Below are 14767 nucleotides of genomic sequence, written 5' to 3' on the forward strand. Positions count from 1 at the left end.
TTTTATTTCCCGGCACTGGGGATTTCCTTCGAGCTGAAGGTGCCAGAATTGTTGAAGAAAGTAAATTCAGAGAAATCATCCCGGGCGGTAAGGCCGTTGGCGCCCACGAGCGTGGAGCCGTCTTTATCCGTCACGAATACCGTATCCCGTGTGAACATTTTGTGATTTTTCTGATCCCAAAATATCCTCTGTGTCTCGAAGGTCTGGCCATCGTTTGTTATAATTTTAACATCGCCGGTGGCTGTGTAAAACTGCGCCAGCTCATTCATCCGGGCATATTTTGCCCAGATTCTGCCGGGGATTTCCGGCTTTTTTTTATCAAAATATTCCAGGTAGATACCTTTCTTGGCTTCTACATAGGGAGAATCTACCAATGAGTATTTCTCCAGAATCGGTGCCCGGAACCTCAAGTTTACATAGCCCGAATCATTCCGTATTATGTTGGCATTTAGTATGGTCTCGGTTGGGAAATTTTTATTATTTCTCCTGTCTTTTTTTTTCAATTCTTCCTCGCAGGAAACCAAAAAGGCGACAGAAACCATCGCCTGAAAAATATATTTAGCACAGCGGGGCATCAGTCGTACTGCCTTTTTTGGAACCATCTGTCTGCAAAATTAATTGCCACCCTGAAGTTGATGAAGGTTTCCTGGATCAGGCCGTTGCTGGTAGTTCCGCGCTTCCCAGCTTCCAGCGCAATATCCATACTGCTCTGGCGGTTGATGTTGGTATTGGCAAAGGGCAGCGTCATCCCGAGGGAAGCTCCAAAACTGTCCACACCTTTTGCAGGGGCATTATCCACCTGGAGTTTCAGGTTGCCTTTCTCATAGAAGCCCCCGAAGCGATAAGTAACGCGCGAGAAGTAATTTCTGAAATTATTATAATTGGGCAAATACCAGCCTCCAAGGGAAAATCTGTAACCATCTCGGTGCTGATAATTTAGCCCCGAAACCTCGATGTCCGGCATCTGGCGGAAATTTGCCTGCGTGGAGGCAAACCAGCGGCCATCTCTGCCGTATCCTATGCCCACGGAAAATTCGCTGGGGATTGCGGTTTTGCCTTTTACAGTTTTTTGCGAGATAAGCTGCTCGCCCGCTACATCGTTGCCTACATAATAATAGGTGCTGTTGAGGATGGTGGTTTTAGAATCGCCCGATGGCTCCGTGGTGTAGCTCGCGCCCACTGTAAGCTTGTAATCCTCTGCCACAGTTTGCTGCCAAGTGGCACCGCCTGTGACGCTAAACGCAGAAACCTTATTCTTAGTCCTGTATCCGTTGATTAATTCCGCCCCTGTGAAGGTAACTTCCTGCAGATCGTTCACGGTGCCGAAGTAATAGTTGCTACGGATACCCAGAGAAACCCCCTTCCCAATGGAGTATCCCAGCGCAGCCTGAGCGGTGTTTACCGATCCATCACCGCTGAATCGGTTTGCCTGAACCACATCATCGGCTAGCTTCCCTGTTTGCACAAGGCTATAATTCTTTGTGCTGTACGGCTGGAAACCGGCACCAAATTTTAATTTTGGGCTTAAGGGAAATGCCAGTGAAATGTTGGAAAGATAGGTGGAATGCTTTGTGACATCCTCAGCGCTTTCCGATTTGTACATAGTATTTTCATTGGCGACACCCATTGAAAAAGTAGCAAGCTCGAGGTTCTGGTTGGCGGCAGGATTTTGAAAGTTGAATTTATTATTAAAATCATTTACGAAAGCTGTAGAGATACCTCCCATCGCGTGATGGTCCAGCGTATTGTCGTACTTTACATCTCCTAGCCCGAATGCGGCATAGGGCGAATTCCCGATAGTCTGCGCCTCCGCAAAATACCCTCCTGCCAGCAGTACCGCAAAACAGAATTTTTTCATCCTGAATTTTGTAAAATTAATTGGCAAATATCTTAAAATATTGTCAATTGGAAAAGTTAAAATAGGTTAAGATTAATAGGTTGAGAATGCACGCCTTGCCAAACCTCAACCTTGACCTTAACAACCTCAATTCTAAAACCGCAAATCCTTATCTTTGGAAAATGGTTTGGGAAAACATCGTGGGACAGGATGCCGTGAAGAATGCCTTGCTGGAAAGCATTGCGCAGGATAGGGTAGGCCACGCACACTTGTTCATCGGGAAGGATGGCTACGGCAGCCTGCCTTTAGCGCTGGCTTTTGCGCGCGAAATTTTATCGCGGGAAAATCCCGACGCTGCAGAACGGGTGGATTCGCTGAACCATATCGATCTGCACTTAAGCTTCCCGACTTTCAACTCGGCGAAAACCGATGCCCTGAGCAAAAATTATCTGGAAACTTTTCGTGAGGCATTGATCGAAAACCCATACCTCTCGCTGAACGACTGGATGAGTTTTCTGGATGCCGAAAACAAGCAGCTGTTCCTTTCTGTTGACGAAATTTCTTCCTGGGTGGAAAATTTTGCGCTGAAGAGCTATGAAGGCGGCTCGAAAATTCTCATCGTGTGGAATGCCGATAAAATGCAGGCGAAATCTTCCAACAAACTTCTGAAATTTCTGGAAGAACCGCCGGAAAAAACGCTCATCATCTTGACGGCTGAAACGGAAGATAACTTCCTGCCGACGATTCTTTCACGAACGCAAATCACGAAAATCCCGAGAATTGAAGATGCTGCCATCGAGAATTATCTGGCGGAAAATTTTGATTTGCCCGATGAACAGCTGAAATCCATAGTTTTTCAATCTCAGGGCGATTTAAATTCGGCGCTGAAACTTGCAAATTCCGGAACGCAAACTTCCGAGTTTGAAACGCTTTTCGTGCAGTGGGTGCGCGAAGCTTTTATGGTAAAAACCAAGCCGGAACTTTTGCGGAACATCATCAGCTGGGCAAGGGACATCGCATCCTGGAACCGCGAAAAGCAGAAACAATTTCTAGAATATTGCGCCGAAATGTTTCGGCTGGCATTGATGCAAAATTACGGACTTAACAATTTGGTTTACAGTAAGATAACGATGAGTAAATTCAATTGGGAAGCCTTCTCGAAGTTTGTTCACGGTGCCAATATCAGCAATATTCTCGAAGAACTTTCCGATGCCGATTTCCATTTGCAGCGCAATGCCAATCCGAAAATTGTGTGGACGGATGTTGGCATCAAACTTTCCCGATACATCCACACCAAGGCATAAAAAAAGTCGGCAAAATTGCCGACTTTCTCACAAACCTTAAAACCTTATTATTATGACTTATTCTGCCGTTGTTTCTGCGGTTTCTTCCGCAGTTTCGGTTTTAGCCGGCGCCTCTTTTTTCGGCGCAGCTTCCACCGGTGCGTCAGAAATCACATCGAATTCATAGTTGTATTCCACATTTCTGTGAAGACGCACCAAAGCGCTGTACCTCCCGGTTCTCTTAATTGTGTTACCAGGGATTTTGATGTACTTTCTGTCAATGTCAATGCCTTTCGCCGCCAAGGCTTCGGAAAGGTCCGCATTGTTGATAGACCCGAAAAGTTTATCGCCTGCACCCACTTTCGCTTCGATGATTATTGGCGTATTCTTCAGCTGTTCCACCTTAGTTTGCGCGGAAGCTATCAGCTTTTCCTCTTCTTCTTTTCTCGCTTCCAGCGTTTCTTCCAGCTGCTTTCTGTTTTTCGGCGTTGCCAAAACAGCCAAGCCTTTCGGGATCAAGAAATTCCTTGCATAGCCCGGTTTTACGCTTACCGTATCGTATTCCAGGCCAAGGTTTTCCACATCTTGTTTTAGGATGATGTCCATTGTTGTTGTCCTTTTTTAGTTAGAATTATTGTTAATTCAGCAACAAAATATTGCCTTTTTTTAAATTTATTTCAAAAGGTCAGTCACATAAGGCATCAAGGCCAAATGTCTTGCTCTTTTGATGGCTGTAGATACTTTTCTTTGGTATTTCAGGGAAGTTCCGGTGTATCTTCTCGGAAGAATCTTGCCCTGCTCGTTTACGAACTGAAGAAGGAAATCCGGATCTTTGTAATCCACATACTTGATGCCGTATTTCTTAAAGCGGTCGTATTTTTTCTCAGTCTTAGTATTGATGTCCAGCGGCGTTAGGAATTTCACTTCGGATTCTCCACCTGCTGAAGCCTGTTTTGCCATTTCGTCAATTGCCATTGTCTTTCGTTTTTCGGGTTAGTTGGATTTTGCTTGTTTCAGTTTCGCTCTGCGTGTTTCAGCGTATTCCACCGCATACTTGTCAAGTTTCGTCGTCAGGTAGCGGATTACTCTTTCATCGCGCTTGAAGGCGGTTTCAAGGTCTGCTACTACATCGCCTGCACCTTTGAATTCGATGAGCGTGTAGAAGCCGTTCTTCTTCAGCTGAATAGGGTAGGCAAGCTTTTTCAGTCCCCAATTTTCTTTGGCAACAATTTCACAGTCTCTGGACTTCAGGAAGTCCACGAATTTCTGCACTGCTTCCTCCACCTGAGATTCAGACAGAACGGGAGTTAAAATGAAAACAGTTTCGTAGTTGTTCATAAAATTAAACTTTTGGTTAAAAATTCAAGGCGCAAAGATACACCATTTTTTCAAACCTGCAATGGTTATCAGTGATTTATTTTGAAAAAAGTGACAAGCAACTCCCTGCTGCAGGTGCAACGCTGAAAAAGCGGAATTTTACGAACACTCAACAATAACTTTTTATTACAATGGTCTGCTGAAAAACCAAGTTGCGGAAGTTCTGAATATTTAAGGTATCCAGGGAACAATTTCTTCTCAGCGATACTTATTAATAAAGCGCCCTTTTCTCAGAACAGGTATGCATTAAATATTAATTATTGCAAAATGCTATGCGTGCATAACAATTTTTTTATCTATCTTTAGCGCAAATTTTAAGATAAGTATGAAAATTTTAGTGTGTATCAGTAGCGTTCCAGACACTACTTCGAAAATTAACTTTACAGCAGACAAGTCTGCGTTTGATAAAAACGGCATACAGTGGGTGATCAACCCTCACGATGAATTCGCCCTTACCAGAGCCGTTCAGCTGCAGGCATCCGGCGCATCGGTTACGGTGCTAAATGTGGGAGATGCAGGTACTGAGCCGGTTATCCGAAAGGCGCTGGCCATCGGTGCTAACGACGCCGTGCGTGTGAATATCGAGCCTAAAGATAGCTACCAGACCGCTCAGGAAATCGTTAATGTAGCTAAGGATGGGGGATACGACATCATCCTGATGGGTAAGGAATCCATTGACTATAATGGCGGTGCAGTGCCGGGTATGGTGGCGCAGCTTTTAGACATCCCTTTTGTAAATGCGGCTATCGGCCTGGAAGTAAACGGTGGAGAAGCTACCGCGCTCCGCGAAATAGAGGGAGGTAAAGAAAAAATCAGCGTGAAGTTGCCGGCAGTATTTGCTGGGCAGAAAGGTCTTGTGGACGAAAAGGAACTCATCATCCCAAATATGCGGGGCATTATGTCTGCTAGAACAAAACCTCTTCAGGTGGTGGAGCCGGCGTCGGGAGATGTGCGGGTAGAGCCGGCAGGATTTGAGAGCGTACCACCAAGAGCCGCAGTAAAGCTTGTGGAGCCAAGCAACCTAGACGAACTGGTAAGGCTGCTCCACGAAGAGGCAAAAGTAATTTAATCCAAACTTTAACAAAAAAATTCAATAAGAATATGGCAATCTTTGTATATGCAGAAAATATAAACGGCGTTTATAAAAAAGCAGCATTTGAAGCAGTGTCCTACGCGAAAGCCATCGCCGATCAGGCTGGCGACAGCGTGACAGCCGTTACCGTAAACCCGACGGATTCATCTGAGCAACTTTATAAATTTGGAGCTGAAAAGGTAGTGGTGATTAAAGATGAGGGACTTAAGAATTTCAGCGCACACGCTTATGCGAAAGCCGTGAACGAAGTTTTCGACGGGAAGATCATCGTTTTCCCACACACTGCCGATGCTTCTGCTGTGGCACCAATGCTGGCTGTGCTTAAAAATTATTCAATCATTACCAACGCACTGAAGGCTCCGGAAAGCGTGGCGCCGTTCCAGGTTACCCGCCGTTCATTTTCGGGGAAAGGCTACATGCACGCAAAATCTGACGCGGAGGGCGTAGTGGTAACAGTGCTGCAAAACGCTTTTGGCACTAAGGAAAACCCGGTGAGCGGAACGGAAGAAGTGAGGGAAGTTTCTGTAGCGAGTGACGATATTAAAGTAATTTCTCACGAACAAAGCTCTGGAAAGCTCGACCTGAAGGAAGCGGAAGTCGTGGTATCCGCTGGCCGCGGTATGAAGGGGCCTGAAAACTGGGGCATGATAGAAGAGCTCGCAGACTTGCTTGGCGCTGCTACTGCCTGCTCCAAACCGGTTTCCGATATCGGCTGGAGAACGCATAACGAGCATGTGGGGCAGACTGGTAAAGCCATCGCCCCTAACCTTTACATCGCGGTAGGTATCTCCGGCGCTATACAGCACCTCGCAGGCGTGAACGGTTCTAAAACCATCGTTGTAATCAACAATGATCCGGAGGCGCCGTTCTTCAAATCTGCAGACTATGGTGTGGTAGGTGATGCCTTCGAAGTAGTGCCTGCGCTTACTGAAAAAATCCGCGCTCTGAAAGGCTGATTTTAAAGCATTTAACATCTAAACTTAATTCCCGGGAATTTTTCCGGGAATTTTTTTAGGATAAAGCTGTACGCATAAATCTCATTAATAATTATCACCGTAAATTTGCAGCATATGAGAAGAGATCAAAACTCACGAAGAGACAACAGGCAGAATCCCTCGTCGAAGAGAAGGGAACAAGGGGGCCGCAAAAACATAGGCGGTTCTGCATTTGATTCCAGAAATAAATATGAAAAAGGTGACCGCCAATTTTCCCGCGGAAATTCAGGAAATTTTGAGGACAGAGAGCGGCAGCAGAGAAATGAGCGTACTAAAAATTTCGTGCAAAAGCGCCGCCTGGAAAAAATAGAGAAAGATATTCATAAAGATACCATCCGCCTGAACAGGTACATAGCCAATTCGGGAATCTGCAGCCGCCGAGAAGCTGATGAACTTATAAAGCAAGGACTGGTGGAGGTGAACGGAAAAGTAATAACCGAAATGGGCTACCAGGTACAGAAAACCGACAGGGTGGTCTTCGATGGGCAAAGCATCACACCAGAAAAACCGGTCTACATCCTGCTGAATAAACCAAAAGGCTACATTTCCACCACCAAGGACGAAAAGATGAGGAAGACTGTGCTGGATCTGGTAGCAAATGCCTCGCCGTACCGCGTGTTTCCAGTGGGGCGCCTCGACCGGAGCACTACGGGTGTTCTTCTTTTGACCAACGATGGGCATCTAACGAAAAAGCTGACGCACCCTTCTTTTAATGTGAAGAAAATTTACCATGTAACCCTCGACAGAAAAATTTCCCGCGAAGATCTGCAGCAGATTGCGGACGGGGTTCGTCTGGAAGAGGGCGTTGCAGAGGTTGATGCGATTTCCTACATCGAAGGAAAGCCGAAAAACGAGATAGGAATAGAGCTGCACATCGGGTGGAATAGGGTGGTGCGCCGCATCTTCCAAAAGCTGGGCTACGAGGTGGAGGCTTTGGACAGGGTGATGTTCGCAGGCCTTACCAAGAAAAATGTAAAACGCGGCTATTGGAGAATCCTGAACGAACTCGAGGTGCAGAACCTGAAGAAACTGTGAGAATTATTAATGATTATTGATATGTCATTGATTAAAGCCTTAATCTCATCAATTAACTATCCCAGCACCGTCACGCTGTTCTCCAATAACTGATAAATGGTATCGCGGGCATTTTCTGGCTTTACATTTACCGCCCTGGTGCCGTTAAAATGGAGGCAGGTGATATAACCGTTTCTCACCGCATCTAGGCAGGTGAATTTTACGCAATAGTCGAGTGCCAGGCCGGCAATTTCCACCAGCTGAATGTCGTGGTATTTCAGGAAGTCGTTCAGCCCCGTCTGCATAAAGTGATTATTGTCCTGGAAGGCGCTGTAGCTGTCAATCTCTGAATTTTTCCCTTTTTGGATGATGTGCGTAGCGCGGCTGGTGTTGAGAGTTGGATGAAATTCCGCCCCGGCGGTATCTTGTACGCAATGGTCCGGCCACATAAACTGCGGTATGCCGTTTAGTGAAATAGTTTCCCCAACCTTTCTGCCGTTGTTGCTTGCGAAACTTTTGTGATTTGCCGGGTGCCAGTCTTGCGTCAGCACTATTTGATCATAGGTTTCATCTTCCATCAGAAGATTGATGTATGGGATGATTTCATTGGCACCAGGCACAGCCAGCACACCGCCATCACAAAAATCATTTTGAACATCCACCACAATCAGCGCCTTTTTCATCGGTTTAAATTTGAAATTAAAAGCGTAAATTTACGACATTTATCAAAAATTAGCTATGGGTTTTTTCTCAAAATTATTAAGCGGCAGCGAAGAAAGTTCTGCAAATATCTGGCATTCAATAAATTCAGATGAGGATTTGACGCAGGCAATAGAAGCTTCCCGCGAAAATCCGGTGGCGATTTTCAAGCATTCCACGCGGTGCTTCATCAGTAAAACGGTGTTGCAGAATTTCGAAGCCGAAATAAAATCTTATCAGGGCGATGCCAAATTTTATTTTTTAGACTTGCTGAAATACCGCCAGATTTCCAATAAAATCGCGGAAGATTTCGGCGTTACGCACCAAAGTCCGCAGCTAATCGTGATTAAGGATGGCAAGGTTGTGAATCACGCTTCGCACAACAACATCAGCATCAGTTTGGTGCCATAAAAAAGGCTGCCAAATTGGCAGCCGAAAATTATTTCCCGAGATAAGATTTCAGAATCTTGCTTCTCGTGTTGTGTTTCAGGCGCTTTATCGCCTTTTCCTTGATTTGCCGAACGCGTTCTCTCGTCAGGTCGAAAGTCTCGCCGATTTCTTCCAAAGTCATCGGATGCTTGCCGTTCAGCCCGAAATAAAGCCGCACCAAATCGGCTTCTCTCGGCGTAAGCGTTTGCAGCGCTCTCTCGATTTCAATCTGCAGAGATTCCAGCATCAGTTCCTTATCAGGGCTTGGCGATTCGCCGGAACGAAGCACATCGTAAAGGTTGGAATCTTCGCCTTCCACCAAAGGTGCATCCATCGAAAGGTGCCGCCCGGAATTCTTCATCGATTCCTTGATGTCGTCCTCACTCATATCAAGAACCTCCGCCAGCTCTTCCGGTGAAGGTGGCCGCTCGTTTTCCTGCTCAAGGTGTGCGTACGCCTTGTTGATTTTATTGATGGAGCCAATCTTGTTCAGCGGCAGCCGCACAATTCTGGACTGCTCTGCCAACGCCTGCAAAATGGACTGGCGAATCCACCAAACGGCGTAGGAAATGAATTTAAAACCACGCGTTTCATCGTATCTTTTCGCCGCCTTCATCAGGCCAAGGTTGCCCTCGTTAATCAAATCAGGTAGGGAAAGCCCCTGATTCTGATACTGCTTCGCCACGGAAACCACGAAGCGTAGGTTCGCCTTTATCAGCTTTTCCAGCGCTGCACGGTCACCGGCACGGATTTTCTGCGCCAGCTCCACCTCTTCATCCGCAGTAATCAAATCCACCTTGCCGATTTCCTGCAAATACTTGTCGAGCGACGCTGTTTCACGGTTGGTAACCTGTTTCGTAATCTTTAACTGTCTCATTCTTTTTCACCAAATTTTTACGGCTACAATTTAATATACGAAGAAAGTTCGGGAAAGGTTACAAACTTTTATAATTTGATAAGCGATAAGCGATGATTGATTAAATTTGTTTCAGAAAAAATTGAGCAATGAAAGATTTCAACTTTACCGAAAGGCATTATGAAAAGATGGTGGAGCTTGATGAGAAATTCAGAGAAATTCCGCAGGAAAAGCTGAAGGCGATGATTGCTGAAGGCGGAGAACTTGTCGCTAAAAACGGTGGCTTTGCCAATATTGATCCTTGCTCCACTTTTGATGAGATGCTGAACATCGGCGCATTTATCGAATTCAGAACTGCCAAAAAACTTCTCGGCGAATTCGTGAAGGAAATTGATCATTAAATGAAGGGGATAAAAAAGTTTCGCAAATCCCCAATTTCTTAATTTCCCAATTTCTAAATCCCCAAATCTCTAAATCTCCAAATCTCCAAAGTCTCCAAAGTCTCCAAATAAACCGTAAATTTGAAAGTTTTTATTTCAAGTATGAGCCAAAAGGCAGAACAGGAATTTATCGAAATCTACGGTGCAAGGGAGCACAATTTGAAAAACATCGATGTGAAAATCCCGCGGAATCAGCTGGTGGTGATTACCGGGCTTTCCGGCTCTGGAAAATCTTCCCTGGCTTTCGATACCATTTTTGCGGAAGGGCAACGCCGCTACATCGAGACATTTTCCGCCTATGCTAGGCAGTTCCTCGGCGGTTTGGAAAGGCCGGATGTTGATAAAATCGAAGGGCTTTCACCGGTGATAGCCATCGAGCAGAAAACCACCAACAAAAATCCGCGTTCTACGGTAGGCACCGTCACGGAACTTTACGACTTTCTGCGGCTGCTTTTTGCGCGCGCATCCGATGCCTACTCGCTTTCAAGCGGAAAAAAACTCGTGAGCTACAGTCCGGAGCAAATTCTGGAAACCATCAAGAACAATTACAAAGGCGAAAAAATCTACCTGCTTTCGCCGGTTGTCCGTTCGAGAAAAGGGCATTACCGTGAACTTTTCGTGCAGATGTCGCGCAAAGGTTTCTCTCAGGCAAGAATCGATGGTGAACTGCGCGAAATAACGCCCGATATGAAACTCGACCGCTACAAAACGCACGATATCGATATTGTGATAGACCGCCTGATAATCGGCGAAGCGGCATCCGAAACAAGGATGGAGAAATCGCTGAAAACGGCGATGGATATGGGCGAAGGCATCATCGGAATTCAGAAGATGAATGGCGATGAAGTGGAATATTTTTCCAAAAACCTGATGGATACGGAGAGCGGACAATCGATGGCTTTGCCGGAGCCCAACACCTTTTCCTTCAATTCGCCGAAAGGCAGCTGCCCGAACTGCAAAGGCCTTGGCACGATAAAGAAAGTGAACACCGATTACTTCGTGGAAAACGAAAAACTTTCGGTGGAGCAGGGCGCACTTTTACCATTGGACGACATTAAATCCAACCGATGGATTTTATCACAAATTAAAAATATCCTTGAAATTTTTGATAAAAATTTAAAAACACCTTTTAGCGAAATTCCGCAAGAAGCATTGGATTTAATTTATTACGGCGCGCAGAAAGAAGTGGGCAAAGAGCTGAAACACGCCGGAATTACGAAGAAAATCAAGGTAAATTTCGAAGGCCTTGTGCCGCTGATTGAAGAGCTGATAGAGAACAGGGATAATTACGATGCGGTGCTTCTGGAAAGGCATTTCACCACGGAAGAAACCTGCCCGGAATGTTCGGGAACACGCCTGCAAAAATCAAGTCTCGCCTTTAAAATCGACAATAAAAATATAGCGGAAGTCAGCAGTATGAGCCTTCTGGATTTTCAGGACTGGCTAAAAAATCTTCGCCCAAAATTCCCGAAAAACAAGCTCATCATAGCCGATGAAATTTTAAAGGAAATAGAAACAAGGCTGCAGTTTCTGCTGGATGTAGGCCTGGAATATCTAAGCTTAAACCGAAGTTCGCGCACGCTTTCCGGCGGAGAATCTCAGCGGATAAGGCTTGCCACCCAGATTGGTTCTCAGCTGGTAAATGTGCTGTACATCCTGGATGAGCCTTCCATCGGGCTTCACCAAAGAGACAACGAGCGATTGATAAATTCGCTAAAAAACCTTCGGGATATTGGGAATTCCGTAATCGTGGTGGAGCACGATAAGGATATGATACTGGAAGCCGATGAACTGCTGGACATCGGGCCAAGAGCCGGAAGATTCGGCGGAGAAGTGCTCTGGCAGGGAAAACCTTCCCAACTGAAAAAGGCGAAAACGATAACGGCGGACTACATCAGCGGAAAAAGAAAAATAGAAATCCCGGAAAATAGGAGGGAAGGCAGCGGCAAAAGCATCGTGCTGAAGGGTGCCACGGGAAATAACCTGAAAAATGTGACGCTGAAAATTCCGCTGGGAAAGCTGGTGGTGGTAACCGGTGTTTCCGGCAGCGGAAAATCTTCGCTAATCAACGGCACGCTTTACCCGATTCTCAACCGCCATTTTTATAGGGCAGTGCAGGAACCCTTGCCTTACAAAAAAATCGAAGGGCTGGAAAACATCGACAAAATTGTGGATGTGGATCAGACGCCGATTGGCAGAACGCCGCGCTCAAACCCTGCAACCTACACAGGAATGTTTACGGACATTCGCAATCTTTTCGCCGAACTTCCGGAATCGAAAATCCGCGGCTACAAACCGGGAAGGTTTTCCTTCAATGTGAAGGGCGGTAGGTGCGAAACCTGTCAGGGTGCAGGTTTGCGCGTCATCGAGATGAATTTCCTGCCGGATGTTTATGTGCATTGCGAAACCTGCAACGGTAAGCGCTTCAACCGTGAAACGCTGGAGGTGCGCTACAAGGGCAAATCAATTTCTGATGTGCTGGAAATGACGGTGGACGATGCGGTGGAATTCTTCCAGCCCATCCCGAAAATTTTTAACAAAGTAAAAACCCTGCAGGATGTGGGCTTAGGCTACATCACGCTCGGACAGCAGAGCACAACCTTGAGTGGCGGTGAAGCGCAGCGGATAAAATTAGCGACAGAACTCAGCAAGCGGCAAACCGGAAACACGCTGTACATACTGGATGAACCAACTACCGGACTGCATTTTGAAGATGTGAAAATCCTGATGGATGCCATTAATCAGCTGGTGGATCTGGGCAATTCGTTCATCATCATCGAACATAATATGGATGTGATAAAGCTGGCCGACCACATCATAGACATCGGGCCGGAAGGCGGAAAGAATGGCGGAACCATCGTGGCGGAAGGCACGCCGGAAGACATCATTAAATCCAGAAAATCCTTAACTGGAAAATTCCTGAAAAGGGAGATGGAGGAAAACGAACTTAGGCATTTTGATCATATATAGTTTTTCGCAACTGTATTATAAATCAATACTTTACATATATTTGCATAAGTAGACATAAGCCGATTTTATGTTTAAATATTAAAGTATTGGCACCTATGAATTTCAGCTTTAAACTTAAGGAGCCTAATTCTGACCACGAGACCCTGATATACTTACGGTCATATTTTGACAACGATAAAAAGTACTTCATCTATTCAACAAGGCGAGAAGATTCACCCCAAGGAGTGGGATTTTAAGAATCGTGCCCCGAATGATCTTAACGGAAGGACGAAGAGGGCAGAAAACCACAGAAGCATCAAAAAGCAACTCGACCGCTGCAGCGGCCTGTTCACCGAAATAGTAAATCGCTATAAGAACATCAATGAAGAACTTACCACTAAAACTGTAAAGCAAAAATTAGACGCGGAATTCAAGAAATCAAAAGCCGCTTCCGATTTCTTCCGTATTTATGACGAATTTATATTGGATAAAGAGAGTGATTTTAGTGGCAAGGTACATGGCTGCTTTTTTCAGACAGGTTAAAATTGGAGTATTAACTTTAACTTTGGAAAAAAAGCAATGAAAAAATCAAGATTTACGGAGCCTCAGATTATCAGGATGCTCCAGAGCCAGCAGGAAGGCAAGAAAGTGGCGGAGATCTGCCGGGAATACGGTATCTCCGAACAAACATTTTACAACTGGAAGAGCAAGTATGGAGGAATGAGTCTTTCGGAACTCCAGCGTGTCAAGGAACTTGAAGCGGAGAATGCCCGTCTCAAGCGCATTGTGGCGGACCAGCAGATTTCCATCGATATTTTAAAGGAGGTCAACTCAAAAAAGTGGTAACACCTTATCAGAAGGAGCGTTGTATTGCTTATATTCGGGAGAAAAGACCGGAGATAAGTTATGCTAAGGTGTGCCGCGTAATGGGACGCTCAAGAACCTCAAAATATTATAAAAAACGGATGCCCGAAAAAGATGAAAAACTTCGAGAAGCCATCACCTCGATATTGGGAACCAGCAGGCTGGGACGCAAGAAAGTCATCGTGAAGGTTCGTAAAAAGTACCCGGGGTACGGTTCTTCGCAAATCCGAAGGGTCTATCAGAAGTATGGTTTTTCGCTTTACAAAAGAATGAAAAGGAAACGGTTTGACAATCCTGCCAATCCCATCGCTGTACCTTTGGAGCGTAATGAGGAATGGGCAATGGACTTTATGAGTGACGCACTGGCGAGGGGATCCCGATTTCGAACGCTGAATATTGTTGATCAGTACAACAGAAAATGTCTGGGGATTGATGCGCGTACATCCATGCCGTCCAGAGCGGTCATCCATTTTTTGGAGCGCATGATTGAGAAGCACGGCAAGCCCAAGGGAATACGCACGGACAACGGCCCGGAGTTTACCTCGGGCCTTTTCCAGGATTGGCTGGATAAAAACAACATTGAATGGGTTAAAATCCAAAAAGGAAAGCCACAGCAGAATGCCATTATCGAGCGTTTCAACAAAACCTACAGAGAAGATGTGCTGGACGCCAACCTGTTTTTCTCCCTTCAGGATGTAAAAGACCTTACGGAACGCTGGATAGAAGACTACAATTATGAACGTCCGCACGAAGCACTGGACTTTAAAACCCCATCGGAATATGAGGCAGCATAAGGTTTTTTAAGGCATGAACTTCTGAAATATAATTCAGAAAAAAGCACCGCAAAAAGCAGTGCCCTTGAAAACTATATTTCGTCGGCCAACCTATCCCTCTCAGGTTGCTCCTCAGCAGAGCCTAATTCCGTTTCGGT

At 45.6% G+C, this 14767-nt stretch carries 17 protein-coding genes; 10 read left to right on the plus strand and 7 right to left on the minus strand.

Features of this window, described 5'->3' with window-relative positions:
* Positions 1 to 2: 2 nt before the first annotated feature.
* Together lptC and IMZ16_RS01715 are read right to left on the minus strand one after the other, a co-directional pair.
* On the minus strand, positions 3 to 602 hold the full coding sequence (gene lptC, locus IMZ16_RS01710; protein ID WP_227411542.1) for an LPS export ABC transporter periplasmic protein LptC: 600 nt from the start codon (positions 600 to 602) through the stop codon (positions 3 to 5).
* Positions 575 to 1858, minus strand: coding sequence for a hypothetical protein (locus IMZ16_RS01715; RefSeq protein ID WP_193440245.1), 1284 nt, complete (start codon positions 1856 to 1858; stop codon positions 575 to 577). Before IMZ16_RS01715 ends, lptC begins: the two co-directional genes overlap by 28 nt.
* A gap of 161 nt (positions 1859 to 2019) precedes the next feature.
* Between IMZ16_RS01715 and IMZ16_RS01720 the strand changes: the two genes are divergently transcribed.
* Positions 2020 to 3141 (plus strand): DNA polymerase III subunit, encoded by a 1122-nt coding sequence (locus IMZ16_RS01720; protein WP_193440768.1) that lies wholly within the window; start codon positions 2020 to 2022, stop codon positions 3139 to 3141.
* Positions 3142 to 3198: 57 nt separating this feature from the next.
* Here the strand turns inward: IMZ16_RS01720 and rplI are convergent, their stop codons facing one another.
* From rplI to rpsF, 3 genes are all read right to left on the minus strand, one after another.
* Positions 3199 to 3726: a 50S ribosomal protein L9 gene (rplI, locus tag IMZ16_RS01725; RefSeq protein ID WP_193440246.1), complete on the minus strand. Its 528-nt coding sequence runs from the start codon at positions 3724 to 3726 to the stop codon at positions 3199 to 3201.
* 66 nt (positions 3727 to 3792) lie between these two features.
* Positions 3793 to 4095 (minus strand): 30S ribosomal protein S18, encoded by a 303-nt coding sequence (gene rpsR, locus IMZ16_RS01730; RefSeq protein ID WP_073178107.1) that lies wholly within the window; start codon positions 4093 to 4095, stop codon positions 3793 to 3795.
* 18 nt (positions 4096 to 4113) lie between these two features.
* Positions 4114 to 4458, minus strand: coding sequence for a 30S ribosomal protein S6 (gene rpsF / locus IMZ16_RS01735; protein WP_073178104.1), 345 nt, complete (start codon positions 4456 to 4458; stop codon positions 4114 to 4116).
* Positions 4459 to 4822: 364 nt separating this feature from the next.
* Here rpsF and IMZ16_RS01740 point away from each other — a divergent pair, with 364 nt between their 5' ends.
* The 3 genes from IMZ16_RS01740 (at position 4823) to IMZ16_RS01750 (ending at position 7620) form a co-directional block, all read left to right on the plus strand.
* On the plus strand, positions 4823 to 5566 hold the full coding sequence (locus IMZ16_RS01740) for an electron transfer flavoprotein subunit beta/FixA family protein (protein WP_073178103.1): 744 nt from the start codon (positions 4823 to 4825) through the stop codon (positions 5564 to 5566).
* 32 nt (positions 5567 to 5598) lie between these two features.
* Positions 5599 to 6546 (plus strand): electron transfer flavoprotein subunit alpha/FixB family protein, encoded by a 948-nt coding sequence (locus tag IMZ16_RS01745; RefSeq protein ID WP_073178101.1) that lies wholly within the window; start codon positions 5599 to 5601, stop codon positions 6544 to 6546.
* 114 nt (positions 6547 to 6660) lie between these two features.
* The gene (locus IMZ16_RS01750) at positions 6661 to 7620 is read left to right on the plus strand and encodes a pseudouridine synthase (protein ID WP_193440247.1); all 960 of its coding nucleotides are present in this window, start codon (positions 6661 to 6663) and stop codon (positions 7618 to 7620) included.
* Between the two features lie 56 nt (positions 7621 to 7676).
* Here the strand turns inward: IMZ16_RS01750 and pncA are convergent, their stop codons facing one another.
* Positions 7677 to 8282, minus strand: coding sequence for a bifunctional nicotinamidase/pyrazinamidase (gene pncA, locus IMZ16_RS01755; RefSeq protein ID WP_193440248.1), 606 nt, complete (start codon positions 8280 to 8282; stop codon positions 7677 to 7679).
* 55 nt (positions 8283 to 8337) lie between these two features.
* On the opposite strand from pncA, the gene ytxJ reads away from it, so the two are divergent.
* Positions 8338 to 8709 (plus strand): bacillithiol system redox-active protein YtxJ, encoded by a 372-nt coding sequence (gene ytxJ, locus IMZ16_RS01760; protein ID WP_193440249.1) that lies wholly within the window; start codon positions 8338 to 8340, stop codon positions 8707 to 8709.
* A gap of 28 nt (positions 8710 to 8737) precedes the next feature.
* On the opposite strand, the gene IMZ16_RS01765 is transcribed toward ytxJ, so the two are convergent.
* Positions 8738 to 9604: a sigma-70 family RNA polymerase sigma factor gene (locus tag IMZ16_RS01765; protein WP_073178093.1), complete on the minus strand. Its 867-nt coding sequence runs from the start codon at positions 9602 to 9604 to the stop codon at positions 8738 to 8740.
* 128 nt (positions 9605 to 9732) lie between these two features.
* Here IMZ16_RS01765 and IMZ16_RS01770 point away from each other — a divergent pair, with 128 nt between their 5' ends.
* The 5 genes from IMZ16_RS01770 (at position 9733) to IMZ16_RS01790 (ending at position 14630) form a co-directional block, all read left to right on the plus strand.
* Positions 9733 to 9984 (plus strand): hypothetical protein, encoded by a 252-nt coding sequence (locus IMZ16_RS01770; protein ID WP_073178091.1) that lies wholly within the window; start codon positions 9733 to 9735, stop codon positions 9982 to 9984.
* Positions 9985 to 10125: 141 nt separating this feature from the next.
* Positions 10126 to 12993 (plus strand): excinuclease ABC subunit UvrA, encoded by a 2868-nt coding sequence (uvrA, locus tag IMZ16_RS01775; protein WP_193440250.1) that lies wholly within the window; start codon positions 10126 to 10128, stop codon positions 12991 to 12993.
* Between the two features lie 165 nt (positions 12994 to 13158).
* Positions 13159 to 13515, plus strand: a complete 357-nt coding sequence (locus IMZ16_RS01780) for a hypothetical protein (RefSeq protein ID WP_193440251.1) — start codon at positions 13159 to 13161, stop codon at positions 13513 to 13515.
* 36 nt (positions 13516 to 13551) lie between these two features.
* The gene (locus IMZ16_RS01785) at positions 13552 to 13818 is read left to right on the plus strand and encodes a transposase (RefSeq protein WP_123249589.1); all 267 of its coding nucleotides are present in this window, start codon (positions 13552 to 13554) and stop codon (positions 13816 to 13818) included.
* Positions 13812 to 14630: an IS3 family transposase gene (locus IMZ16_RS01790; protein WP_124802870.1), complete on the plus strand. Its 819-nt coding sequence runs from the start codon at positions 13812 to 13814 to the stop codon at positions 14628 to 14630. The genes IMZ16_RS01785 and IMZ16_RS01790 overlap by 7 nt, the downstream gene beginning before the upstream one ends.
* The last annotated feature ends 137 nt before the right edge of the window (positions 14631 to 14767 follow it).

Source organism: Cruoricaptor ignavus (genome assembly GCF_014961145.1).
GTDB classification, from domain to species: domain Bacteria; phylum Bacteroidota; class Bacteroidia; order Flavobacteriales; family Weeksellaceae; genus Cruoricaptor; species Cruoricaptor ignavus.

Bases quoted from the DNA above. Each gene is read 5' to 3' on its own strand.
- IMZ16_RS01745 (WP_073178101.1), top strand. From the start codon at position 5,599: ATGGCAATCTTTGTATATGCAGAAAATATAAACGGCGTTTATAAAAAA.
- IMZ16_RS01765 (WP_073178093.1), bottom strand. From the start codon at position 9,604: ATGAGACAGTTAAAGATTACGAAACAGGTTACCAACCGTGAAACAGCG.
- pncA (WP_193440248.1), bottom strand. From the start codon at position 8,282: ATGAAAAAGGCGCTGATTGTGGTGGATGTTCAAAATGATTTTTGTGAT.
- IMZ16_RS01720 (WP_193440768.1), top strand. From the start codon at position 2,020: ATGGTTTGGGAAAACATCGTGGGACAGGATGCCGTGAAGAATGCCTTG.
- IMZ16_RS01750 (WP_193440247.1), top strand. From the start codon at position 6,661: ATGAGAAGAGATCAAAACTCACGAAGAGACAACAGGCAGAATCCCTCG.
- rpsF (WP_073178104.1), bottom strand. From the start codon at position 4,458: ATGAACAACTACGAAACTGTTTTCATTTTAACTCCCGTTCTGTCTGAA.
- IMZ16_RS01785 (WP_123249589.1), top strand. From the start codon at position 13,552: ATGAAAAAATCAAGATTTACGGAGCCTCAGATTATCAGGATGCTCCAG.
- uvrA (WP_193440250.1), top strand. From the start codon at position 10,126: ATGAGCCAAAAGGCAGAACAGGAATTTATCGAAATCTACGGTGCAAGG.
- IMZ16_RS01715 (WP_193440245.1), bottom strand. From the start codon at position 1,858: ATGAAAAAATTCTGTTTTGCGGTACTGCTGGCAGGAGGGTATTTTGCG.
- ytxJ (WP_193440249.1), top strand. From the start codon at position 8,338: ATGGGTTTTTTCTCAAAATTATTAAGCGGCAGCGAAGAAAGTTCTGCA.
- rplI (WP_193440246.1), bottom strand. From the start codon at position 3,726: ATGGACATCATCCTAAAACAAGATGTGGAAAACCTTGGCCTGGAATAC.
- IMZ16_RS01770 (WP_073178091.1), top strand. From the start codon at position 9,733: ATGAAAGATTTCAACTTTACCGAAAGGCATTATGAAAAGATGGTGGAG.
- rpsR (WP_073178107.1), bottom strand. From the start codon at position 4,095: ATGGCAATTGACGAAATGGCAAAACAGGCTTCAGCAGGTGGAGAATCC.
- IMZ16_RS01740 (WP_073178103.1), top strand. From the start codon at position 4,823: ATGAAAATTTTAGTGTGTATCAGTAGCGTTCCAGACACTACTTCGAAA.
- lptC (WP_227411542.1), bottom strand. From the start codon at position 602: ATGGTTCCAAAAAAGGCAGTACGACTGATGCCCCGCTGTGCTAAATAT.